The sequence below is a fragment of the Botrimarina sp. genome, assembly GCF_040219535.1.
In the GTDB taxonomy this organism is placed as follows: Bacteria; Planctomycetota; Planctomycetia; order Pirellulales; family Lacipirellulaceae; genus Botrimarina.
Map to the genome: position 1 here is coordinate 25,663 of NZ_JAVJSH010000002.1, position 21,661 is coordinate 47,323.

22 protein-coding genes are annotated in these 21,661 nt (G+C 69.8%); 10 read left to right on the forward strand and 12 right to left on the reverse strand.

What is annotated here, in order from left to right; translation table 11 throughout:
• Window position 1: 1 nt before the first annotated feature.
• The 4 genes from RIC11_RS00295 to mnmG form a co-directional block, all read right to left on the reverse strand.
• Window positions 2–655, reverse strand: a complete 654-nt coding sequence (locus tag RIC11_RS00295) for a hypothetical protein (protein ID WP_350207818.1) — start codon at window positions 653–655, stop codon at window positions 2–4.
• 4 nt (window positions 656–659) lie between these two features.
• Window positions 660–1,382, reverse strand: coding sequence for a sensor histidine kinase (locus tag RIC11_RS00300; RefSeq protein WP_350207819.1), 723 nt, complete (start codon window positions 1,380–1,382; stop codon window positions 660–662).
• Between the two features lie 16 nt (window positions 1,383–1,398).
• On the reverse strand, window positions 1,399–1,980 hold the full coding sequence (locus RIC11_RS00305; RefSeq protein WP_350207820.1) for a response regulator: 582 nt from the start codon (window positions 1,978–1,980) through the stop codon (window positions 1,399–1,401).
• Window positions 1,981–2,362: 382 nt separating this feature from the next.
• Window positions 2,363–4,270, reverse strand: a complete 1,908-nt coding sequence (mnmG, locus tag RIC11_RS00310) for a tRNA uridine-5-carboxymethylaminomethyl(34) synthesis enzyme MnmG (protein ID WP_350207821.1) — start codon at window positions 4,268–4,270, stop codon at window positions 2,363–2,365.
• Window positions 4,271–4,344: 74 nt separating this feature from the next.
• Here mnmG and RIC11_RS00315 point away from each other — a divergent pair, with 74 nt between their 5' ends.
• Together RIC11_RS00315 and RIC11_RS00320 are read left to right on the forward strand one after the other, a co-directional pair.
• A complete protein-coding gene (locus tag RIC11_RS00315; RefSeq protein WP_350207822.1) occupies window positions 4,345–4,953 on the forward strand; it encodes a Uma2 family endonuclease in 609 nt (202 codons plus the stop codon).
• Entirely contained in the window at window positions 4,950–5,510 is a 561-nt protein-coding gene (locus RIC11_RS00320) for a DNA-3-methyladenine glycosylase I (protein WP_350207823.1), read from the forward strand. Before RIC11_RS00315 ends, RIC11_RS00320 begins: the two co-directional genes overlap by 4 nt.
• Before the next feature lie 20 nt (window positions 5,511–5,530).
• On the opposite strand, the gene RIC11_RS00325 is transcribed toward RIC11_RS00320, so the two are convergent.
• The 3 genes from RIC11_RS00325 to hisD form a co-directional block, all read right to left on the reverse strand.
• Window positions 5,531–6,772: a hypothetical protein gene (locus RIC11_RS00325; RefSeq protein WP_350207824.1), complete on the reverse strand. Its 1,242-nt coding sequence runs from the start codon at window positions 6,770–6,772 to the stop codon at window positions 5,531–5,533.
• A 154-nt stretch (window positions 6,773–6,926) separates the two neighbouring features.
• Window positions 6,927–7,988: a histidinol-phosphate transaminase gene (hisC, locus tag RIC11_RS00330; RefSeq protein WP_350207825.1), complete on the reverse strand. Its 1,062-nt coding sequence runs from the start codon at window positions 7,986–7,988 to the stop codon at window positions 6,927–6,929.
• Between the two features lie 221 nt (window positions 7,989–8,209).
• Window positions 8,210–9,607 carry a histidinol dehydrogenase gene (gene hisD / locus RIC11_RS00335; RefSeq protein ID WP_350207826.1) on the reverse strand — a complete coding sequence of 466 codons (1,398 nt, stop codon included), beginning with the start codon at window positions 9,605–9,607 and terminating at the stop codon, window positions 8,210–8,212.
• A gap of 162 nt (window positions 9,608–9,769) precedes the next feature.
• On the opposite strand from hisD, the gene RIC11_RS00340 reads away from it, so the two are divergent.
• From RIC11_RS00340 to RIC11_RS00355, 4 genes are all read left to right on the forward strand, one after another.
• Window positions 9,770–10,342 carry a peroxiredoxin-like family protein gene (locus RIC11_RS00340; protein ID WP_350207827.1) on the forward strand — a complete coding sequence of 191 codons (573 nt, stop codon included), beginning with the start codon at window positions 9,770–9,772 and terminating at the stop codon, window positions 10,340–10,342.
• A gap of 13 nt (window positions 10,343–10,355) precedes the next feature.
• Complete coding sequence (locus tag RIC11_RS00345; RefSeq protein ID WP_350207828.1) at window positions 10,356–11,429, forward strand: threonine aldolase family protein; 1,074 nt, start codon at window positions 10,356–10,358, stop codon at window positions 11,427–11,429.
• A gap of 124 nt (window positions 11,430–11,553) precedes the next feature.
• Window positions 11,554–11,841: a type II toxin-antitoxin system HigB family toxin gene (locus tag RIC11_RS00350; RefSeq protein WP_350207829.1), complete on the forward strand. Its 288-nt coding sequence runs from the start codon at window positions 11,554–11,556 to the stop codon at window positions 11,839–11,841.
• A gap of 3 nt (window positions 11,842–11,844) precedes the next feature.
• The gene (locus RIC11_RS00355) at window positions 11,845–12,261 is read left to right on the forward strand and encodes a helix-turn-helix domain-containing protein (RefSeq protein ID WP_350207830.1); all 417 of its coding nucleotides are present in this window, start codon (window positions 11,845–11,847) and stop codon (window positions 12,259–12,261) included.
• Window positions 12,262–12,281: 20 nt separating this feature from the next.
• Here RIC11_RS00355 and RIC11_RS00360 read toward each other — a convergent pair whose 3' ends face one another.
• The gene (locus tag RIC11_RS00360) at window positions 12,282–13,517 is read right to left on the reverse strand and encodes a Glu/Leu/Phe/Val family dehydrogenase (RefSeq protein ID WP_350207831.1); all 1,236 of its coding nucleotides are present in this window, start codon (window positions 13,515–13,517) and stop codon (window positions 12,282–12,284) included.
• Window positions 13,518–13,645: 128 nt separating this feature from the next.
• On the opposite strand from RIC11_RS00360, the gene RIC11_RS00365 reads away from it, so the two are divergent.
• Together RIC11_RS00365 and RIC11_RS00370 are read left to right on the forward strand one after the other, a co-directional pair.
• Window positions 13,646–15,052, forward strand: coding sequence for a hypothetical protein (locus tag RIC11_RS00365; RefSeq protein ID WP_350207832.1), 1,407 nt, complete (start codon window positions 13,646–13,648; stop codon window positions 15,050–15,052).
• 56 nt (window positions 15,053–15,108) lie between these two features.
• Window positions 15,109–17,130: a hypothetical protein gene (locus RIC11_RS00370; protein ID WP_350207833.1), complete on the forward strand. Its 2,022-nt coding sequence runs from the start codon at window positions 15,109–15,111 to the stop codon at window positions 17,128–17,130.
• Between the two features lie 31 nt (window positions 17,131–17,161).
• Here the strand turns inward: RIC11_RS00370 and aroF are convergent, their stop codons facing one another.
• The gene (gene aroF, locus RIC11_RS00375; protein WP_350207834.1) at window positions 17,162–18,175 is read right to left on the reverse strand and encodes a 3-deoxy-7-phosphoheptulonate synthase; all 1,014 of its coding nucleotides are present in this window, start codon (window positions 18,173–18,175) and stop codon (window positions 17,162–17,164) included.
• 420 nt (window positions 18,176–18,595) lie between these two features.
• Between aroF and msrA the strand changes: the two genes are divergently transcribed.
• Both msrA and msrB read left to right on the forward strand, forming a co-directional pair.
• The gene (gene msrA, locus RIC11_RS00380; RefSeq protein WP_350207835.1) at window positions 18,596–19,213 is read left to right on the forward strand and encodes a peptide-methionine (S)-S-oxide reductase MsrA; all 618 of its coding nucleotides are present in this window, start codon (window positions 18,596–18,598) and stop codon (window positions 19,211–19,213) included.
• A gap of 38 nt (window positions 19,214–19,251) precedes the next feature.
• The gene (gene msrB, locus RIC11_RS00385; protein ID WP_350207836.1) at window positions 19,252–19,794 is read left to right on the forward strand and encodes a peptide-methionine (R)-S-oxide reductase MsrB; all 543 of its coding nucleotides are present in this window, start codon (window positions 19,252–19,254) and stop codon (window positions 19,792–19,794) included.
• On the opposite strand, the gene RIC11_RS00390 is transcribed toward msrB, so the two are convergent.
• From RIC11_RS00390 to RIC11_RS00400, 3 genes are all read right to left on the reverse strand, one after another.
• Complete coding sequence (locus RIC11_RS00390) at window positions 19,791–20,399, reverse strand: Uma2 family endonuclease (protein WP_350207837.1); 609 nt, start codon at window positions 20,397–20,399, stop codon at window positions 19,791–19,793. The two genes, msrB and RIC11_RS00390, sit on opposite strands and share 4 nt — an antisense overlap.
• A gap of 53 nt (window positions 20,400–20,452) precedes the next feature.
• Window positions 20,453–20,659 (reverse strand): dodecin family protein, encoded by a 207-nt coding sequence (locus tag RIC11_RS00395; RefSeq protein ID WP_350207838.1) that lies wholly within the window; start codon window positions 20,657–20,659, stop codon window positions 20,453–20,455.
• A 119-nt stretch (window positions 20,660–20,778) separates the two neighbouring features.
• A complete protein-coding gene (locus tag RIC11_RS00400) occupies window positions 20,779–21,504 on the reverse strand; it encodes a heme-binding protein (protein WP_350207839.1) in 726 nt (241 codons plus the stop codon).
• Window positions 21,505–21,661 lie beyond the last annotated feature (157 nt).

A 21,661-nucleotide genomic window follows, 5' to 3' on the forward strand; every position in this document is an offset into this window, starting at 1 on the left:
CTCAGACGGCCACGGACCTGACGATCGCCTCGGCGGCTCTCACGCTCAACCGCGGCTCGTCCCCGCCGAGGCGGGGCGATTCCCCACGCAGCAACGAGCCGAAGAAGCGGCCCGCCTCGCGGGCGGCGGTCCGCGGTCGCGACCTGGGCGCAGCGCCGTCGCGAGCGACGACCACGCCCACGAGCACCGCCTCGATCGCTAGGGATTCGGCGCCGCGGCACGCGGCGACCGCCCAGTCGCTCGCAGCTTGGTCGCCCGTCGCCCGACTCCCGACAAAGGGCGCCGTGGGGATCGGCGGAAGGCCGCCCAGCGCTCCGCCCAGCTTCGCGCCCGCTGCCTCAGCCGCCATGACCGCCTCGCCGATCGCATGACCACCCGGCGCCACGGCGACCGGCCCCACCACGACCAGCCGCGAGAACCGATGGGCCGCGAGCAACGCCTCGACGGCCGAGAGAAACGACGGCGCAGCGGCGGCGGTCACCCTCCGCGGCCGCGCCTGCACCACGCGGCGCCCGAGCCACTCGCCGGACTCGGTGGCGATCGATTTGCCTTCGCGTGTGACCCGCCCCGTCAGCTCGCGGGACAGGTCGGGGCCGTGACAGGCGGAAACGTCCCAGAAGGCGACGTCGCAACGCTCGGTTGCAATCGGTGGCATAGCGTCACGCGAGCGGCAGGCTCATGACGACGCGGACGCCGCCCTCGGGTCGGTTCTCTAGCAGCACGTCGCCGCCGTGCAGGGTGACGATCCGCCAGCATTTGGTGAGACCAAAGCCAAGCCCGCGCCCGGCCTCGCGCCCGCTGAAGAACGGATCGAACACGTGCGGGAGCACCTCGTCCGGCACGCCCTGCCCGTCGTCCTCGACGGTTATCAGCCCGGCGTCGCCCGTCGCGCAGACACGAACCAGCACGGCGCCCTCGCCCTCGGTCGCGTCGAGCGAGTTCTGAACGACCGCGCGCAACGCGACGATCAGCTGATCCCGGTCCGCCCACGCGGGCGCGGGGGTCGAATCCTCCGTGACCTCGAGCAGCACGCCCCTCTCGTCGGCGAGCGGCCCCTGCCCTTCGACGACGCTCCGGGCCACCTCCAGCAAGTCGATCGCCTGCCGCTGCGGCTCGGGCGGGCGGGCGAACAGCATCAGGTCGGAGATCATCTCGTGGGCGCGCATCGCGGCGCGGTGCATCGCCTCGAGGGCCTTCCGCTTGTCGGGGTCGTCCTCGCGCTTCAGCAGCGTTTGGGCGCGCAGCGCGATGTTGGCCAGCGGGTTGTTGATCTCGTGGCTCGCCCCGTACGCGAGCTCCTTCATCGCGTCGAGCTTCGCGTCCCGCAGACGCTGCTCGAACCAGCGCCGCAGCTCGTCGGAGATCGGCTCGGGGGGGCTCACGGCGACCTGCGAGGCCTCACCCGGCGGAGGCCGCTTCGACGTCGAGCAACTGGCAGACTCGCTGCATCAGCGTGTCGACGTCGAACGGCTTCTTCAGGAACTCGTCTGCGCCGGCGTTGCGCAGCTGCTGGATGCGGTCCTCTTCGACCATGCCGCTGATGCAGACGATCTTGACGTCGTCCATGGTCTTGTCGCCGCGGACGAGCTTGCAGACCTCCATCCCGTTGATGTCGGGCAGCATGACGTCGAGCACCACCAGGTCGGGCCGGAACTCCTTGATCATCATCCCGGCCTCGAAGCCGTTGTTGACGCTCCGTACCTCGAACCGGCCGTCACGCTCGAAGTGATCGACCAACAAATCGACGAGGTCGACGTCGTCGTCGACGATCAGCAGCTTCCTCCGACCGCTGTCCAGCGCGTCGGTCGGGATGCCGTTGTCACGCATGAACGTGTACAGCTGATCGCGCGGTATCCGCCGGAAGCGGCTGCCGGGCACGCGGAAGCCCTTGAGCTGCCCCGAGTCGAAGCAGCGGATGATGGTCTGCTGGCTGACCTTGCAGATCTTCGCCGCTTCGCCAGTAGTGAAAACTGTCTTCATGGACGAACCACCCCCGGTCCTTGGTTGATGCCCTGTCCGTGTGTGTTGGCTGTGGCTTTCGTGGTCGTGGTCTGTCGAGATGGGCTCGGCGTCGGGCCTCGCGGGCGCCGCCGTGCTCGTCGCCGCGGCCAACGAACGGGTAGCTTTGCAGACTCGCTCGACCGTGCAAACGTCATTCGCAACGCAAACCACACCCGTGCCGCAGATCGCTAGCCCCGCCGCGTTCGCCGGCCTTACCCGGATCACCCCGACCGCCGGATTATACGGCGGCGCCGGGCGCCGTCAACATCGCTCCACTCGCCGCAAACCAATGCTGCGAAACAACTTACTCAAGGATAACGGCGGGTCGGGGGTCGGACTCCGCCTGGCGATAGCGAGCTCCTCACGCGCGGGGTCCGCTACTCGCTGGCCGTTTCGGCGTGTCGAGGTACGCCATCAGCAGTGCGATATCCGACGGTGTAACGCCGCTGATGCGGCTTGCTTGAGCCAAGTCGACCGGCTGCACACGCGACAGTTTCTCGCGTGCTTCGTGCCGCAGATGCACCAGCCGGTGGTAATCGAAGTCGGCGGGAACCCGCTTGTCCGCCAGCCGCCGTTGGCGATCGACTTCCGTCTGCTGCCGAGCGATGTAGCCGGCGTACTTCACGTCGATGACGGCCTGCTCCGCAGCCGCCAAGGGCGTCGACGCGAGGAGCGAAGCCGCCTCCGGCGGCGCCAGCGCTAGCACGGCGGACCAGTCGACCTCGGGACGCCGGAGGTGCTCCGCCAGCGAACGCCCGCCCGCGCGGGTCGTTTGCAGCAGCGCGGCGACGCGGCCCATCTCGCCCAGTTTCTCCCGCAGCCGCTCGGACCGTTCCGCACCGACCAGCCCGCACCGCTCACCGACGGGGGTGAGCCGCCGGTCCGCGTTGTCCTGCCGGAGCAGCAGGCGGTATTCGGCGCGGCTGGTGAACATGCGGTACGGCTCGTCGACGCCGCAGGTCACCAGGTCGTCGATCAGCACGCCGAGGTACGCCTCGTCGCGCGAGAGAACGAGCGGCTCCCGGTCCGCCACGGCCAGCGCCGCGTTGGCGCCCGCCAGCAGGCCCTGGCCTCCGGCTTCCTCGTAGCCGGTCGTGCCGTTGATCTGCCCGGCGAAGTAAAGGCCTTCGACCGACTTGGTCTCGAGCGTCGGCCTGAGCTGGTCGGGCGGCGCATAGTCGTACTCGACCGCGTAACCGTACCGCATGATCTCGGCGCGCTCGCAGCCGGGCACGTGGCGGAACAGCTCGTCTTGCACGTCGCGGGGCAGGCTGGTCGACACGCCGTTGACGTACACCTCCAGCGTGTTGCGCCCCTCGGGCTCGAGGAACAGCTGGTGCCGCTCTTTGTCTGCGAAGCGGACGACCTTGTCTTCGATCGACGGGCAGTACCGCGGGCCGCTGGTGGTGATCTGCCCGCTGTACATCGGCGCGCGGTGCAGGTTCTTCCGGATCAGCTCGTGCGCCGCGGGGCTCGTGTAGGTGATGTGGCAGGGGAGCTGCGTCTGGGGGATGCTGTTGGTGAGGAACGAGAAGGGCTGCGGGGTGTCGTCGCCCGGTTGCGGCTCGCACGCGTCGAAGTCGATCGTGCGCGCGTTCAGACGCGGCGGGGTGCCGGTCTTGAACCGCTCGAGCCGGAAGCCCAGGCGCTGCAGCGAACCGCTGATGCCGGCCGACGCCCCCTCGCCGGCCCTGCCGCCGGCGGTCTGGACCTCGCCCGTGTGCATCAGGGCCTGCAAGAACGTCCCGGTGGTCAGCACCACCGCCCGCGCGCGGTAGACCGCCCCGCCCCGCACCCTCACACCAACGACGCGCGGACGAGCGGCGCTCGAAGGATCTTCCCCCGTCGCCCGCCCCTGGTCGCCCGTCCGTCGTTCGACCGAGAGCTCTTCGACCGCCTCCTGCCGCAGGGAGAGGCCCGGCTGCTCTTCGACGATCCGCTTGATCTCGGCCTGGTACGCCCGCTTGTCGGCCTGAGCGCGGGGGCTGTGCATGGCCGGGCCCTTGCGGAGGTTGAGCATCCTGAACTGGATGCCGGCCGCGTCGATCGCCCGCCCCATGGCGCCGCCGAGCGCGTCGATCTCGCGGACGATCTGCCCCTTGCCGACGCCGCCGATGGCCGGGTTGCAGCTCATCTGCCCGACGGTGTCCAGATTGGTGGTCAACAGCGCCGTGCGCGCGCCGATCCGCGCCGCGGCGAGCGCGGCCTCGGTCCCCGCGTGGCCGGCGCCGATGACGAGCACGTCGTAGTCGTAAGTCGCCGTGTTCATGTATGATGGGTGTACGCGTTTCGACCGTTGCAGCAATGCAACCGGGTAAGCACCACTCCCGGCTGAAGACTCGTATGTCCGACCTCATCCCTCAGGGGCCGCCTGACTCCGCACTCCAGGTCTTTACGGCGCCAGACGTTCTGGAGCGGGTCCATCGGATGTCGATCGACGAGTACCATCGCCTCGGCGAGTCGGGGATCATCGGTGAGCGAACGGAACTCATTCGGGGCGTGGTTGTCGACAAAATGAGCCAGTCGCCGCTCCATTGCTACATCGTACAGGTCCTTTTGCAATGGCTCGCTAGTGGCGTGGGTGACCACTGGACCGTCCGGCCGGGCCTCCCTGTGACGACAGCCGACTCGGAACCGAAGCCCGATGTCTGCGTCGTCGCTGGCGGTGCACACGACTACGTCGCGGGCCACCCAACAACCGCTGCGTTGGCGATCGAGGTGTCGATCTCATCCGAGCGGCTCGATCGCGAAAAAGCCGCTATCTACGCCGAAGCTGGAATCGACGAATACTGGATTGTCTTCGGGGAACGACAGAACGTCGAGGTGCACCGCGCGCCGGTTGCGGGCCGCTACACAGAGATTATCACGGTCCGGCTCGGTGAATCGATCGCACCGATGGCGTTCCCCCAATTGTCGATTCCAGTAGCTAGCCTCTTCCCGCCGGCCGCATGACCCGCTGCCCCTGGGCCGAGGTCTCCGACCTCGACCGCCTGTACCACGACACCGAGTGGGGCGTGCCCGTGCGCGACGAGCACCGGTTGTTCGAGATGCTGACCCTCGAGGGCGCCCAAGCCGGGCTCTCGTGGAGCACCGTGCTCGCGAAGCGCGAGGGCTACCGGCGCGCGTTCGCCGGCTTCGACCCGGAAGCCGTCGCGCGGTTCACGGCCGCGCGGGTCGACCGCTTGGTCGCCGACAAGTCGATCATACGCCACCGCGGGAAGATCGAGTCGACGGTCACCAACGCGCGGGCGGTGGTCGCCCTCTACGAGGCCGGCGAGACGCTCGGCGCGAGGCTGTGGTCGTTCGTCGGCGATCGGCCGCGGACCAACCGCTGGCGGACGCTGGACGAAACCCCCTCGTCGACGCCCGAGAGCGAAGCGATGAGCCGCGAACTGAAGCGCCTGGGCTTCCGCTTTGTCGGCCCGACCACCTGCTACGCGTTGATGCAAGCTGCGGGCATGGTGAACGACCACCTGATCGGTTGCTTCCGCCACAAGCAAATGGGCTGATGGCTAGCCGCGGCCGTTCGTTAGCGCCGGTACTCCAGGCCGCCGAACCAGCCGTGGAGGAACAGGTCGTCCTCTTGCGGGGTGACGGGCGGCGGGGCGACCCACAGCGCGTCGGCCAGCTCGACGCCGTTGAAGTAGATCACCTGGTAGCCGCCCCGGAGGGCGAGCGACTCGTTGAGCTGCCACACGCCCGCCACGGCCGCCTCGGTCACCAGGGCGACACGCGTGCCGTCGGTCGAGGCCTTCGAGCCGGCGGTGAGGGAGTTGACCGTGGTGTCGATCGTCTCGACCGGCGTCGTGCCGCCCGTGGGGATCGTGCTGACCCGTTCCTTCGTCGTGACGGTTGTCCTTTCTTCGAAGACGTGGTCGCGGTCGACGATGTTGCAGTACAGCCCCCCGGACACGAAGCCGTTGACATGGAACCGCCGCGTCGGCCGCCACATGTCGAGCCGCACGCCCCCCTGGAAGCCGATCAGGTTGTTCTCGATGGACACGCCGCGGCGGGTTTGGGAGGTCGCCGACGAGAGCGTGTCGCCGACGTCCAGGGGGTCGCCGAGGATGACCGTCGTGAACTGGCGATTGAAGTCGCTGATCGACTCGTCGAGCGACAGGTACCGCACGCCCGCGAAAGGCTTCAGGTAGCCGGGCGTGACGCATTGGAAGTTCACTTCCAGAGCGTGCAGCGTTGATTCGTATTCGAGCAGGCGGCGTTGCAGGATGTCGATGTCGCTCAGCGGCAGGTCGATCGCCGCGATGGTCTCCAGCTCGTAGAGCGCCTCGGCGAGCCACTTCTCCGCGCCGACGTAGCCGACCTGCAACTCGTAACCCTCGAATTGAGGGTACTGGCTGGAAGCCAGCAGCCGAACGCCCGCCGCGTGGTCGAAGTTGCTGCGGAACTCCAACGGGGGCAAGGTGGTCGCCGGCGGGATGGGCTCGACCTCGGCGAGGATCGCGTCGAAGTCGACGGCGTCGCGGAACAGCACCAAGCCGTCGGCCGTGACCCGCCACCGCGGCCCGACCAACCAGTTGTCGCGGAGGCCCGGTCCCGTGCGGAACGGCGAACCCCCGACCGGTCCACCGCCGGCGGCCGAAGCCGCAGCGAGCTGCTCAGAGAACGTGCCGTTGGGGTAAGCGGCCGACGCCTCAAGAGGCACGAGCGTCGGCGACGCGACTTCCTGGGCGGCCGACAGCGCCGCGCAGCTCGCCGCCAGCAACGCCGGCAGAGCGAACCGCCAACCGATCTTGCCAAGCCCGCTGGGCATGCGTCGCTCCCCCGTCCGTTCCGGCGGCCGATTTACCCGCTGACTTGCTGGGCGCAGGCCGTCCCCGGGTCTCGTATCGGTCGCCTCGGGGGCGGCACAGCACGCGTTTTCGGCAACAACGGCACAAGCCGCAGAACCCGCCTGCCCGGCAGGGTCAGACAGTCGCAAGCAAGGCCAGCAGCTCGTCGTTCTGTTCGGGCGTGCCGACCGAGATCCGCAAGCCGTCCTCGCCACCCGCCCAGCCGGGGTGGTGGATATAGCGGACCAGCACGCCCTTGTCGCGGAGCCGCTGGTAGATCGCCGGGTGCTCGCCCGATGGGTGGGTCGCCCAAACGAAGTTCGCGTGCGAGGGGGTCGGTTGGTAGCCGGCCTCGGCGAGGCCGTCGGCCAGCCGCGTCCGCTCCGCCACGACCCTCGCCACGTTCTCCGCGAGCCAAGCCTGGTCGCCGATCGCTGCCGTCGCGCCGGCGATCGCCAGCGCGTCGCAGTTGTAGCTGTCTTTGACCTTGGCGAGCTGCTCGATCACTTGCGGCTGGGCGACCACGTAGCCGAACCGGAGCCCGGCGAGCGCGTAGCTCTTGCTGAGCGACCGGCTGACCAGCACCCGCTCGTTGGTCCGAACCAGGTCCAGGCAGTTGCTCGGCGCAAAGTCCGCGTAGGCCTCGTCGACCAACAGCGGGAACGGGGCCGCGTCGGCGATCGCGGCCACCTCGCCCGGGGCCAGGTGCGTGCCCGACGGGCTGTTCGGGTTGGCCAAGTAGGCCAATCGGACGTCGGCCGCGGGGGCGGTGAACCCGTAGCCGAGCGTCCAGTCGGCCTCATAAGGCACAACGTCACACCGCGCGCCCTGGATCTCCGCCAGCGTGCGGTACAGCACGTACGACGGCCTCGGGTACCGCACCGCCTGGCCTTGGCCGACGAACGCGCGGGTGACAATCGTGAGGATGTCGTCGCTGCCGTTGCCGCAGAGGATCCAGTCGGGGGTGATCTCCGGGTTGTCCTCGCGCAGCACCTCCGCCGCCCGCTCGCGGAACGCACTGGCGGTCGGGTCCGGGTAACGCCGCAGCGAGTCGGCCGAGGCCGCGCGGATCGCCTCGAGCACCTTTGGCGAGGGCGGGTAGGGGTTCTCGTTGGTGTTGAGCTTAACGAGCTTCGTCCCCTTCGGCTGCTCGCCGGGGACGTAGCCCGTCATCTGCTCGATCGCTTCGCGGAACATGCTTTTTGGAACCACAGATAAACGCAGATACCCACAGACGATCGCGCGGCCGGGCGAGCCCACAGCATTCAATATTGAGCCGGCCGAGAGCCTCTTCGGTTAAGTCTTGCTCACTGCAAGCCAGGGTAGCTACTCCCTAGGCCAACCTCGGTTTCCTGTCGTACTCTCTCGAGCGGGCCTCGCCAGAACACAACGTCTCGCCGACCCGCCTCGATCCGTGTTTATCCGTGTCCATCCGTGGTTCCTTTAGCACCCCGGATCGTGACCGCCCGCGCGTGGCCGGTGAGGCCCTCCACGGTGGCGAGGCGCACGATGTCGTCCCGCTCGGCGGCGAGCGTGTCGGCCGTGAATGCGATCACGCTGTTGGATCGCAGGAAGTCGTTGCTCGAGAGGCCGTTGGCGAACCGCGCGGTCGCGCCGGTCGGCAGCACGTGCGACGGGCCCGCCGCGTAGTCGCCCACCGGCACCGGGCTGTGGGGCCCCAGGAACACCGCGCCCGCGCAACGAACCCGGCCGAGCATCTCCTCCGGGTCGCTGCACGCCAGGTGCAGGTGCTCGGTGGCCAGCTCGTCGCACAACCGAGCGGCGTGCTCCCGCCCCTCGACGGTGATGAGCGCGCCGAAGGCCTCCAGCGAGTGCCGCGTCAGCTCGCTGCGGTCTAGCTCGGCGAGTTGCTCCTGGAGTTGCTCGGCGACCCGCTCGACCAGCGGCTCGTGCCATGTGATCAGAACCGCCGAGCCGGGCGAGTGCTCCGCCTGGGCGATGAGGTCTGCGGCTACGTATTCGGGAGGGGTCGTCTCGTCGGCGACGACGATCACCTCGCTGGGGCCGGCGATCGAGTCGATGCCCGCCTCGCCGAACACGCGACGCTTCGCCAACGCGACGAACAGGTTCCCGGGCCCGACGATCTTGTCGACACGCGGCACGCCCTCGCAGCCGTACGCGAGCGCCGCCACGGCCTGGGCGCCCCCCATGCGGTAAACCTCGGTCACGCCCAGCTCGTGGCACACCGCGAGCAAGTCCGCGTTGTAGCTGCCGTACGCGGTCGGCGGCGCCACCACGGCCAGCTCCTTCACGCCGGCTGCCTGCGCCGGAACAGCGGTCATCAGCAGCGTCGACGGGTAAGCCGCCGCGCCGCCGGGGACGCACAAGCCGGCCCGCTCCAGCGGCAGGTACCGCTGCCGCAGGTAGCCCCCGCCGGGGATCTCGACGCGGACGTCCTTGTGGAGGATGGCCGTTTGGAACCGCATGAGGTTGTCGCGGACGCGGCGAACCGTCGCGAGCAACTCCGGGTCGGCTCCGGCGTGGGCCTCCGCAAGCTCCTCCGGCTTCACACGCAGCGAGTCAGCGGACATCCGGGCGCCGTCGAGCTTGGCCGTGTACTCCAGCACCGCTCCGAGGCCGCGCGAGCGCACGTCGTCGCAGATCCGGTCGACCACCTCGACCGGCGAGAGGGGCTCGCCGAAGACCTCCATCGTCTTGCGCCGCCCGGCCTCGGAAACGACATTCCCGTCCGGCGCGAGGTTGCGGCGCAGCCGCTCGATCGCCGCCGCGGAGTCGGGCCGCCGCGCGTCGATCCGCGGGATCGCGACGCCGGCAGTGGGGGCAGGACTTTCCATAACGGCCAAGGTAACCTCACGTCGCGGCGGGCCCCAGTGCCGCTGGCGACGCCCCCCCGGGCGTGACCCGGCTTACACAACCGGCCGAGCGTCGCGTGCGTAACTCCGGGATCCGGGGTAGGCTGCGGCTGCCCACTGCCCAGACACGCCAGGAGCCCAGCGATGTTCACCCGCCCGACACGCGCCGCCGCCGCGATCTCCCTGTCGCTCGCAGCCACTCTCGCCGCGGCCCAAGACACGGCGGCGCCGTCCGGCGCCATCCGAGTCGGCGACGACGCGCCCGCCGTCGAGCTTCCGACGCTGGGAGGGGGCCAGATCGATCTGGGCGAGGCCTTCTCTCAGGGCAAGACGGTCTTGGTCGTCCTCCGCGGCTTCCCGGGCTACCAGTGCCCGCTGTGCTCTCGGCAGGTCGGCGACTTCGTTGATTCGGCCGACGCGTTCGAGGAAGCCGGCGTCCGCGTCGTGATGGTCTACCCGGGCGCCGAAGGGCAGCTCGCCACGAAAGCCGAGGAGTTCATGGCCGGCCGCGCTCTGCCAGAGGGGTTCACCCTGGCGCTTGATCCGGGCTACGACTTCACCGACGCTTACGGCCTCCGCTGGGACGCGCCGCGCGAGACCGCCTACCCTTCGACCTTCGTGATCGACAAAGGCGGCCGCGTCGCGTGGGCGAAGATCAGCAAGACCCACGGCGGCCGCGTCTCGGCCCAGGAGGCGTTGGCCGCGGCCAAGGATTGAGCGCCGGCCTCGCATGATCGACCTCCGCAGCGACACGGTCACCCGCCCCACGCCCGCCATGCGCGAGGCGATGGCTACCGCCCGAGTCGGCGACGACGTGCTGGGCGACGACCCGACCGTCGCGGAGCTAGAGGCCCGCGTCGCGGAGCTCCTCGGGAAGCCGGCCGCCCTTTTCGTGCCCTCGGGCACGATGAGCAACCAGCTCGGCGTGCGCGTGCACTGCCAGCCCGGCGACGAGCTCGTCTGCGACACGCAGTGCCACATCTACAACTACGAGCAAGGCGCCTACGCGCAGCTGTTCGGCGTGGCCGCGCGGCCGCTCGACACGCCCGGCGGCGTGCCCACGACCGACCAGCTCGACGCAGCGATCCGTCCCGACAACATCCACTTCCCACGCACGCGGCTGTTGTGCCTGGAGAACACGCACAACCGCTGGGGCGGACGTTCGGCCGAGTACGACGAGGTCCGCGCGGCTTGCGAGCTGGCGGCCCAGCGCGGCCTAGCCCGTCACTTGGATGGAGCGCGGCTGTGGAACGCGGCCGTCGCTAGCGGACGGCCCTGGAGCGACGAGCTGCGCCGCTGGGGCGGGTTGTTCGACACGGTTAGCGTCTGCTTCAGCAAGGGCCTCGGCGCGCCGGTCGGCTCGGCCCTCTGCGGCCCCGCCGATCTGATCCGCCAAGCCCGCCGCACCCGCAAGGCCCTCGGGGGCGGCATGCGGCAGGCAGGCGTGATCGCCGCGGCGGCGCTCTACGCACTGGAGCACCACGTCGACCGCTTGGCCGACGACCACCGCCGAGCGCACACGCTCGCCCAGGCGGTCCGCGAAACGCCCGGCCTGTCGCTGGTCGACGACCGCTGCGACACGAACCTGGTGCTGGTGGACGTCGACCCCTCGCTCGGCGCGGCGGCGGGTTTCGCCGGCCGGCTCGCCGGACACGGCGTCGGCCTCCTGGCGATCGGCCCGCAACGCGTGCGCGCCGTGACGCACCTGGACGTGGACGACACGCAGATCCATCGGGCGACTAGCGCCCTACGGGATTCGCTGCCGGCCGGCCGCAGCTCGGCGTCCGCCGCTGGAAGCTATTAGCCTCATCCCACGACTAGCCTCATCCCACGACGCTCCCGTTCCGCGGATCGCCGTGGCCACCGAATTAACATTCTGTTAAACTTCGGCGACAGGCGATCGAGCGCGGGCTAGGCTGGGTCGGGGCATGAGAGTTATCTCGAGGAAAACGCTACGCGAGTTCTGGGAGCAGCACCCCGACGCCGAATCCCCCCTGCGTGCATGGGCCCAACTCGTCAGCCGCAACCGCTTCGGGAGCTTTGCCGAATTGCGACGGACGTTCCCTACAGCGGACCGTGTAGGCCGCAAATTCGTGTTCAACATCGGCGGGAACAAGTACCGCCTGATCGCGGCGATACACTTCAACACCCAAGTGCTTTACGTGCGGGGCGTGCTCAGCCACGCCGAATACGACCGAGGCGACTGGAAGGACTGACCGATGGCGAACTCCACCGCAAGCGACCGTCAGAAAGCGGCTTACCTCGACTTGGTTCAAAGGTTCCCGCTCCGTCCGATCCGCAGCCGGAAGGAGCACGAGGGGGCCCTAGCGGTGATCGGCGAGCTCATGGACGAGCCACGCCTGAGCCGGGCGCACCAGGACTATCTTGACGTGCTGGCCTGCCTCGTGGAACGGTACGAGCAGCAGGCCGACCCGATCGGACCAGCGACCGACGCGCAGCTGCTGGCCCACTTAATGGAAGCACACGGCGAAACCGCCCTCTATCTGTCGAACGCTGTCGGCATCGCCAACACGACCATCTCGGCCGTGCTCCGCGGCAAGCGGAAACTGACGCGAGCGCAGGTCGCGGCTCTAGCAGCTCATTACAGCGTATCAACCGCGACCTTCGCGGGCTGAGGCGCCCCGCGCCGCGGCGCTCACGCCACGCCGGCCAGGTGCACCGCGCGGGCCACCCGTTCGATCCCGACCATGAAGGTCGTCGTCCGCAGGCTCAGGTCCCTCTCTTTCGCGCGGTCCCAGATGTCGTCGAACGCGTGCGTGAGCGTGCGGTCGAGCTCGCCGCGGACGCGGTCGAGCGTCCACCGATAGAACTGCCGGTTCTGCGCCCATTCGAAGTAGCTCACCGTCACGCCGCCGGCGTTCGCGAGGATGTCCGGCAGCACGGTCACGCCGCGGTGGTGGAGCCGCTCGTCCGCGTCGGGCGTGACGGGGGCGTTGGCCGCTTCGACGATGACCGGCGCCTTGATCCGCTCGGCGTTGTCCTCGTTGATCACGCCGCCGATCGCCGCGGGGATCAGCACGTCGGCCTCGAGCTCGAGCAGCTCCTCGCCCGGGATCTGCTTGCCCCCCTCGAAGCCCTCGAGGTGGCCGTGGTTGTCCAACGTGTGCCGCAGCGCGGCTTTGACGTCGATCCCGTCCGGGTCGTGCCACGCGCCGGTGTGGTCGCTCATCGCGACGATCTTGCAGCCCGACTCGGCGAGGAACTTCGCCGCGTGCGAGCCGACGTTGCCGAAGCCCTGCAGAGCGACCCGCGTGCCGGGCGCCTTGCGTCCCAAGTGGCCGAGCAGCTTGATCGTCAGCAGGCCCACGCCGCGACCGGTCGCCTCCTCGCGGCCGGGGATGCCGTAGTGCTCGACCGGCTTGCCGGTCACCACGCCCGGGTTGAACCCGTAGTACTTGGCGAACTGGTTCATGATCCAGGCCATCTCTTCGTGGCCGGTGCCCATGTCCGGCGCGGGGATGTCGGTGTCGGGGCCGATGACTTGGTGGATCGCGTCGACCAGCTTGCGGGTGACCCGCTCTTTCTCGGCCTGGCTGAGGTCGCGCGGCGACACGGTCACGCCCCCCTTGGCGCCCCCGTAGGGGATGTTCACCACGGCGGTTTTCCAGGTCATCAGCGACGCGAGGCCGCGGACCTCGTCGAGGTCCACGTGGTGGTGGTACCGCAGGCCCCCCTTCATCGGCCCGCGGGCCGAGTTGTGCTGCACGCGGTAGCCGACGAGCGTCTCGAGCGACCCGTCGTCCCGCCGCAGCGGGATCTGCACGGTCAGCTCGCGCTCCGGCTGGATCAGCAGCCGGCGGATCTCTTGCGGCAGGTCGAGCTGGTCGGCCGCCTTGTGGAAGTAATGCTGGACCGCCTCGAAGGCTTTCATGCAGTGCGGCTTGTGAATCGGGGTGTTGCGAGAGTGGGCAGGCCTAGACTGTAGCGCGGCGGGCCGCTTCGCAACAATAACCGGCCCCGTTCGTAGCGGCGCCGAGCGGCCGCCCGTAGACTAAACGGATGCGGCAGAGACCCGGTTCGCTCGTATCGCTCTTGACCATCGCCGCGGCCGCCGGCTGCGGCAAGCCCGCTGCGCCGCCGCAGCCGGCGGCCCCGCCCGCTCCGCCCGCAGCGGCTTCGCCCGAGCCGCCCCTCCCGGCGGCGACCGCGCCGGAGTCGACCGGCGACGGCCGCCGGCTCGCCGATGACGATGGCCGCACGCTCTGGGCGTCGCCGACCGACGGGGGGCCGATCGACCTGTCGCTCGTCCCCGACCAGAGCGGCCTGTTCCTGTTCGCTCGGCCAGCGGCGTTGCTCGCTACCGACGAGGGGCGGCGAGTGTGGCGCGCGCTGGGTCCCTCTGGCCGGGCGGCCCGAGCTGCGGTCGAGTCGGCCGCCGGCAAGCCTCTGGAGGACGTCGGCTCGGTCGCCATTGGCGTGCGGGCCGGCCAGTCGTACGACCGCGTGGCGGCGACGCTGCTCGTCGAACCAGAGCCCACCGACGCGGCGCCGCTGGTTCAGCGCGAGGTCGAGCAGCTCCTCGAAGCGACCGACCGCGACCGCTGCTTGACCCTCGTTTTCTCGCCCCGCTTCTTGCTGGGCGACGGCGCCTCGCTGCTGGATGGCGCCTGGGCGCCGCTACGCGGATTGCTCCTCGCCCAGACCCGGGACCGCTGGTCAGCCGCGTCGCTCAGCCTGCACGTGGACGAGCCCGGCCGGCTCTACTGGGAGCTCCGCGTGCTGGCCGACGCCCGCACCCCCGAGACCCACACCGCCCAAGCCGTCGCCCAGCGGGCGGGCCAGTGGGGCGATGAGCTGCGCCGCGTGGTCGACGCCCGCGAGTGGTCGCCGTACAGCGCGGCGGTGGTCCAGAGGTCGCCGGAGATGCTCCGGGTGCTCGGCAAGTACGCGCGGCGGGGCGTCGAGGGGAGGCAGGCGGTGGTCAACGGCTGGGCGCCGCCGGGCGCGGCTCACCAACTGCTCCTGGCGGGCGAGCGGATCGTCGCCGAGCTCGCCGCGCCGGCCGCCCGGCCCGTGACGCCCGCCGCCGACAGCCCGCCGGCGACGCTCGCCGAGCGGCTCCAGCGGCCGGTCACCATCCGCTTTGCGCGGGAATCGCTTGAAACGGCTGTGTCGGTTCTGTCGGAAGCGATCGGCGCACCGATCGAGATCCTCGGCCGCGACCTACAGTTGGAGGGCATCACTCGGAACCAGATGCTCGCCATCGACTTAGAACAACAGCCCGCCGCCACGGCGCTGGTCGAGGTGCTCCGTCGCGCGAACCCCAACCCGCTCGCCGAAGGGCCGGCCGACCCAAGGCAACAGTTGGTCTACGCGGTCCGCGACGACAAGCTGGTCGTGACCACCCGCGCCGCGGCCCGGCGCCGTGGCGAGGCGCTGCCCGCGGCCTTTGTCGCCGCGGAATAAACAGCCGCCGGATTGCCGAATCACCCGCTCCGCGAGCCCCACTCCACCCGCCCCCCGTGACGACGATCCGCGTCCAATGCGAAACCTGCCGCGCGAAGCTGCGGGTGCGCGACGAGGGCTTCCTCGGCGAGGTCCACGCCTGCCCGCGTTGCGGCAGCATGGTGCTGATCGCCCCCGGCGGCGCGGCGCCTAGCGAATCGGCGCTGCCGTCGGCCGGCACGACCGCCGCGCTCAGCAACACCCTCGAGGCCCTCGACGACGGGCTCGACACCGAGTTAAACCAGGGTCCCGCCAGCGGCGACCCGCCCGATTCGATTGCCCAGTCGCCTGCCACAGACGGCGCGGGCGCCGACCTGCCTACCGAGACCGACGCGGCCACCCCGACGGCGGCCGAAACCACCGGCGGCTTGGCGGCCTGGGCGCCGCTGGCGACCGCCGGCGTCGCGCTCGCGGCGACGGCCGCGGTGCTGGTTCTCTGGGCCTTCCAGACCTGGGCCCGTCGGGACGCTTCGGCCTCAGGGGGCGAATCCTCCGCCGCCGCCTCGGCCGACGTTCTGCCATCGAGCGTTTCCGACGCGGCCGAATCGCAACGGCCAGGACCGGAAGAAGAGGCCCTCGCCGCGTCCGACTCGCGGCCGGTCGACCTCAGCGCCGACACGGCGGCGCCCGATCCCCCGCCACCCGAAGCGGCGCTTCCCGATGCGCCCCCAAGCTCGCCAACCGACGAGCGACCCGATGCCGACCAGCCGGAGCGTGTCGCGTTGGCCGATCGGCCGGCCCCCGCGCGCGACGAGCCCGACGCGACGCCCCCGCCGACCGACGACGCCGAGCCGATGGCGATCGACCCGCTCGCTATCGACCCGCTCGAGGCGGAGCTGATCCTCCGTCGCACGCCGGGCGACAACAGCCCGACCGACGACACGCCGGCCGACGCGGTCGCGCTGGATGGCGCCGCTTCGGGTGAGGTGGATCTCCAAGCGCCGCTCTCTCCCGAGGCCGAACTCGATCAGCGATTGGCTCGGGTCGCCAGCGGACAAGGCATCTGGCTGCAACGCGGCCCCACCGACGAGACCACCGGCCCCCCTACGGCCGACGCCGCCCAGCGCCTGGCCTCGCTGTCGCCGGCGATGGAGCTCCGGGGCGTTCCTCTGAGCGCCGCGGTTGGCTTGGTCCGCGACCTGTCAGGCGTGCCGGTGGCGCTCTCGCCCGCCGCTTTGCGACGCGCCGCCACGGGGGCGGACACGGAGATCGACTTGGTATCTGACAACGAGCCGCTGGGCGACGTGTTGGCCGATGCGTTGTCGCGGTCGCGACTGGCGTACGCCACGTCCGGGCCTTACGCGGTCGTGACCCGCCAAGGAGTCGACGGATCTAAATCGATCACCCACCAGGTCGGCGACTTGGTCGGCGACGAGCCGTCGCGGCTCGCCGAGTGGCTCACGGAGCTGACGCCGCTCGCCGACCCGGCCACGATCGACACGGACGGCCGCCTGACGCTCGCCGCGCCGCTGGCGACCCACTACGACCTGGTCGTGCTCTGCGAGCGTTTGCGTTTGGCGCGCGGCGGCGCGCCGGCGACGAAGTACCCGCGCGAGCTGCTGACCGCCGAGCCCGCGCTGCTGGCGGCCGCGCCGGTCCTCGACCGGCGCACGACGTTCAGCTTCGTCGAGCCCGCCACGCTGGCGGAGTTGTTCGACCACTTCGAGCGCGTGACCGGGCGGCCCTTCCTCGTCGACTGGCCGGCGCTTGGGGAGCTGGGCCTCGGGCCCCGATCGAGGGTCGCGTGCTCGGTCGTGAACCGGCCATGGCGGGCGGCCCTCGACGGCGTGCTCGGCCCGCTCGGCCTGAGCTGGGACGCGACGCCGCTGGGGCCGCTAGTTGTTTCGACCGGCGCCCCGTCGCCCGATTGGCGACGGACCGACTTCTACCCCGTCCCGCAAGAAGAAGCGCAGCGCCTCGCCGAACGGCTGCCCGGCGGCGCGGCGACCGCGTACGACGCGGCCTCCGGCACGCTCGGCGTGCACGGCGGCCCCGCGGTTCACCAGGCCGTCTGGGCGGCGCTGCGACGCGCGCCGTGATCGGCGCCTCGCTGCGGCGCGGCCGGCGGGGCTACAAGGTCCGGTCCATCGCGTCGGCGATACGCCGGCACTGGCCCATCATCGCTTCGAACGCGTCGCACGAGAGGGTCTGGTAGCCGTCGCTCTTGGCGTTCTCCGGGTCGGGGTGGACCTCGACGATCAAGCCGTCCGCGCCGGCGGCGATCCCCGCCCGCGCCATCGCCGGCACCAGGTTCGTGTGGCCGGTCCCGTGGCTCGGGTCCACCACGACCGGCAAGTGGGTCTTCTGCTGCAGGTAGGGGACCGTGGTGAGCGGCAGCGTGAAGCGCACGTGCGACTCGAACGTGCGGATGCCGCGCTCGCAGAGGATCACGCGGCCGTTGCCGCCGTCGAGGATGTACTCGGCGGCCAGCAGCAGCTCGTCGACCGTGGCGCTGGGGCCCCGTTTGAGCAGCACCGCGGCGTTGGCCTTGCCGCAGGCCTCGAGCAGCCGGTAGTTCTGCATGTTCCGCGCGCCGATCTGCAGCACGTCGGCGTACTCCGACACGAGCGGCACGTCCTCCGGCGAGACGACCTCGGTCACGATCGCCAGGCCGGTCTCTTCGCGGGCCTTGGCCAGCAGCTTGAGCCCCTCTTCCTTCATGCCCTGGAAGCTGTAGGGGCTGGTGCGCGGCTTGAACGCGCCGCCCCGCAGCGCGGTGGCGCCGGCCGCCTTGACGGCCTTGGCGGTCGCCACGATCTGCTCTTCGCTCTCCACGCTGCAGGGCCCGGCGATCACGCCGATCGACTTGCCGCCCAGCTCGAGCGACCCCGCGCGCACGACGGACGTCTCCTCGTGCGCCTCGCGGCTGGCGAGCTTGTACGGCGCGAGGACCGGCATCACGTTGTCCACGCCCGGAGCGGACTCGAGCGACCGCACGCCGTTGACCCGCTCGTCGCCGATGGCGGCGACCACCGTTCGCTCGGTTCCACGGAGCACGTTCGCCTTGAGGCCGAGGGCTTCGACGTGCTCGACCAGGTGCTGCAACTGTTCTTCGGTAGCCGAGCGTTTCATCACGACGATCATGGCGGTTCGGTGTGGCTAGGGTCGCCGCTCGGCGGCGCGTGGGAGAGAGATTTCGAGAAAAAGCGGGGAACAAGCAAACAAAAAAACCCCGGGGCGCCTGAGGGGGGGGGCGACCCGGGGTTCGGTGATCTGCCTAACTGAAAGCGGCGTTACACACGACCCTCCGCGCCCCGGCTTCCGTAAAAGAAGCCGAGGAAGGTAAACCAGAAGTAGGTCGCTGCCGCTTGCATCCCTCGAGTATCACTCCGCTTAGGAAAGAAAGCAAGCGGAAACGGCCCCCGGGTCGCCGCGGCCCGCTCGGCCGCTAGAATCCCAGCGAGAGCCCCCGCCCGTCGTCCCGACGCAAAGTCTATGACCCCCACTCGATCCCTCGCCGCCGTGGCCGCACTTGCCGCCGCGGCGTTTGGAGCAGTTTCCCTTATGAGTGACGCCGCCCCCGCCCGCGACGACCTGTCCGCCGCGAAAGCGACCCCCGCCGACTCCGACCGCCCTACCCGCGGCGCCGCTGTGGCTACTTTCGGCGGCGGCTGCTTCTGGTGCACCGAGGCCGTGTTCGAGGCGACGGCCGGTGTCGACTCGGCCGTGTCGGGCTACGCCGGCGGCGACACCCCCGATCCGACCTACGAGCAGGTTTGCTCCGGCACGAGCGGCCACGCCGAGGTGATCCAGGTCACCTACGACCCGGGCAAGGTCTCGTACGAGCGGCTCCTCGAGATCTTCTTCCGCACCCACGACCCGACGACGCTCAACCGCCAAGGCGCCGACGTGGGCACGCAGTACCGGAGCGTCGTCTTCTACCACGACGAGGACCAACGCCAGACCGCCGAGCGCGTGAAGGCAGCCCTCAACGAGTCCGGCGCGTACGACGACCCGATCGTCACTCAGGTCGCGCCGCTGGAGAAGTTCTACGAAGCCGAGCCCTACCACCAGGACTACTTCGCGAACAACCCGGGCCAGGGTTACTGCCGCGCGGTGATCGCTCCCAAGATGGACAAGTTCCGCAAGGCGTTCGCCGATCAGCTCAAGCCGGCCGACTGAACCGCCCGCAGCCCGCAGCACAGACAGGGCCCTCCGCTATGCGTAAGTTCCTCGCCATCGCCGCCGCGTCGATCGGCGCCGTCGCAGCCGCAGCCTACGCCGCGGGCGACGCCGCCTCGTCGGAGTCCGCCGCACGCGAGCCGCTGCCGCCCGACACCGACTGGTCCAAGGTCGACTGGAAGGAGCGGCTCACCGCCGAGCAGTACCGCGTCACCCGCGAGGCGGGCACCGAGCGGCCGTTCGACAACGCGTACTGGGACAACAAGCAAGCGGGCGAGTACCGCTGCGTCGGCTGCGACCTGCCGCTCTACTCCTCCGAGGCGAAGTACGAGTCCGGCACCGGGTGGCCCAGCTTCTACAAGCCGGTCGACCCCAAGGCGGTCAGCGAGCACGAGGACCGCGGTTGGTTCACCACCCGCACCGAGACCCGCTGCGCCCGCTGCGACGCGCACCTGGGGCACGTGTTCGAAGACGGCCCCGAGCCGACGGGTCTGCGTTACTGCATGAACTCGGCGGCGCTGCGATTCGTGCAAGAGCCCACCGAGGGAGGCGTGGAAGCGAAGGTTGAGTCGACTCGCTAAACCCGCCATTCCTCTCCGGACTGGGACTGCTTGACGACAACAAACGGCCGGTCTGCGTCGTCCAGGAGGCTAAACCCCAGCGGGAGCACGTTGCTGCGGAGCTCGGCGTCGCCGACACCCGCTTTGCCGACTTCCGACAGTCGACTCCCGTCGTGGCGGTACAATTCCAGCAGCCAGGGCCGGCGGTCGACAAGCAGCAGCTCGCTCACTCCCACGCGTGCATAGAAGTCGAGTTTCTCCCGCGACTTGTCGTCTTTGCTGACGACTTCCACAACAAAGTCGGCGCTGTTCCAGAACACGCCGTGGCACTCCGCCGTGGTGTCCGACAGAAAGGCGACCACGTCGGGGCAGCGGTAGTCCCGCTTCCAGTCCGCAGGATTGGCCGAGATATTCACGCCGGGACGCACGCGGCCGAGTTTTCGAACTTGGACCGCTTCCCACAGAGCGTGGGTTACGCCGGCGACGATCTCTTGGTGCTCGTCTTCAGGATAAGCGTGCATGACGTAGACCCCGTCCCAGACCTCGTCGTACTTGTCGGCGCCCGACTCGCGCCGTTGCCGGCGGAGTTCGGCCTCGAGTTCGGGGTCGGCTAGCAACACGGCCATGGCGGGGGGCTCCGAGAGAGGGCGGCTGCTCGATTATAGCCCGCCGCGGCGCCTCAGTCCTTCAGAACGAAGGTCACCATCAGCGTCACGCGGTAGGCCTTGATCTGGTCTCCCTCGACCTCGACCTTCTGGTCTTTCACCCAAGCGCTCTTCACGTTGTCGAGCGTCTTGCACGCGCGGTCGATCCCCATCTCGACGGCGTCTTCGAAGCTCTTGTCGCTCGAGGCGATGATCTCGGTTACGCGGGCGACCGACGACATGGCTGGGGCTCCGTTCGATTGGGGAAGGGGAAGCAGCAAACTCCCCGTAGGCTACCGCCATTCGCCGCGCATTGCACGCAAGCCCTCTGTGTGCGGCGCCGCGTTTGTCGTTCCCGCCCTCAATCGCTGCTATCGCTAGCCACCGGCTCGAGCGTTAGCTGGGCCTCCCAGTACTTCGACTTGTCGGGGACCGACGGGCCGTTATAGCCGAACAAGCGGAACGGCTCATCGCCCGCCGCGCGGTACTCGGACTGGCCGTCGAGCCACGCCTGGAGGGTGGCCCGCGCTTCGTCGGCGGCTTGTTCGGTCATCCTGCCCCGCACGCCGAGCGAGGCCACCGTGGTCGCCGGCGCGTCCTCGACCCGGACGCCGTCGACCGGACCCTCCTGGCCGACGCTGGTGCTCTGGTAGAGGAAAGCCATCGCGCCGTCGTTGCCGCGCGGCGCGTCGGCCATCTCGACCGGCGCGGTCATCGGGATGCCCTGCTTCTGGATGTGCTGGAAGAGCGGCCAGAACGACGGGCCCACCGCCTTGCGGTAGGCCGGGTACTCCTTGACCTCGATCACGCCCACCGGCGTGTACGCCGGGAAGCCCTCGGGCAAGGGGGCCTCGTCGTAGGGGCGGAACGAGAGCATATCGCGGGCCTCGTCCAAGCGGCCCTGCTCGATCGCTTCGCGCGCGGGGCTGTGCGGCTCGATCTCGCCGGCCGCCGCTGGCAAGTCCTCGAGCCAGCCCTGCACTTCTTCGGGCAGCGGCATCCGCTTGCCCTGCCCCGCGGCGATAGCGACTCCGCCGGCCAAGACCGCCACGGCGGCCGCGAATCGCTTCCAGTTGAACCAACGCATCGCGTCACCTCTCCATTGGAATGTCTGAAGGCCCAGCCGGAGTGTAGGAGCCTCCGATCGGAGTGACTGCCCGTTGCGTGTAGTTAGAGAGCCCACGAATCGATCGAATCGGCGAGAGCCGCTCTTCGCAAAACGATTAGCAGCGATTCGATTCGTG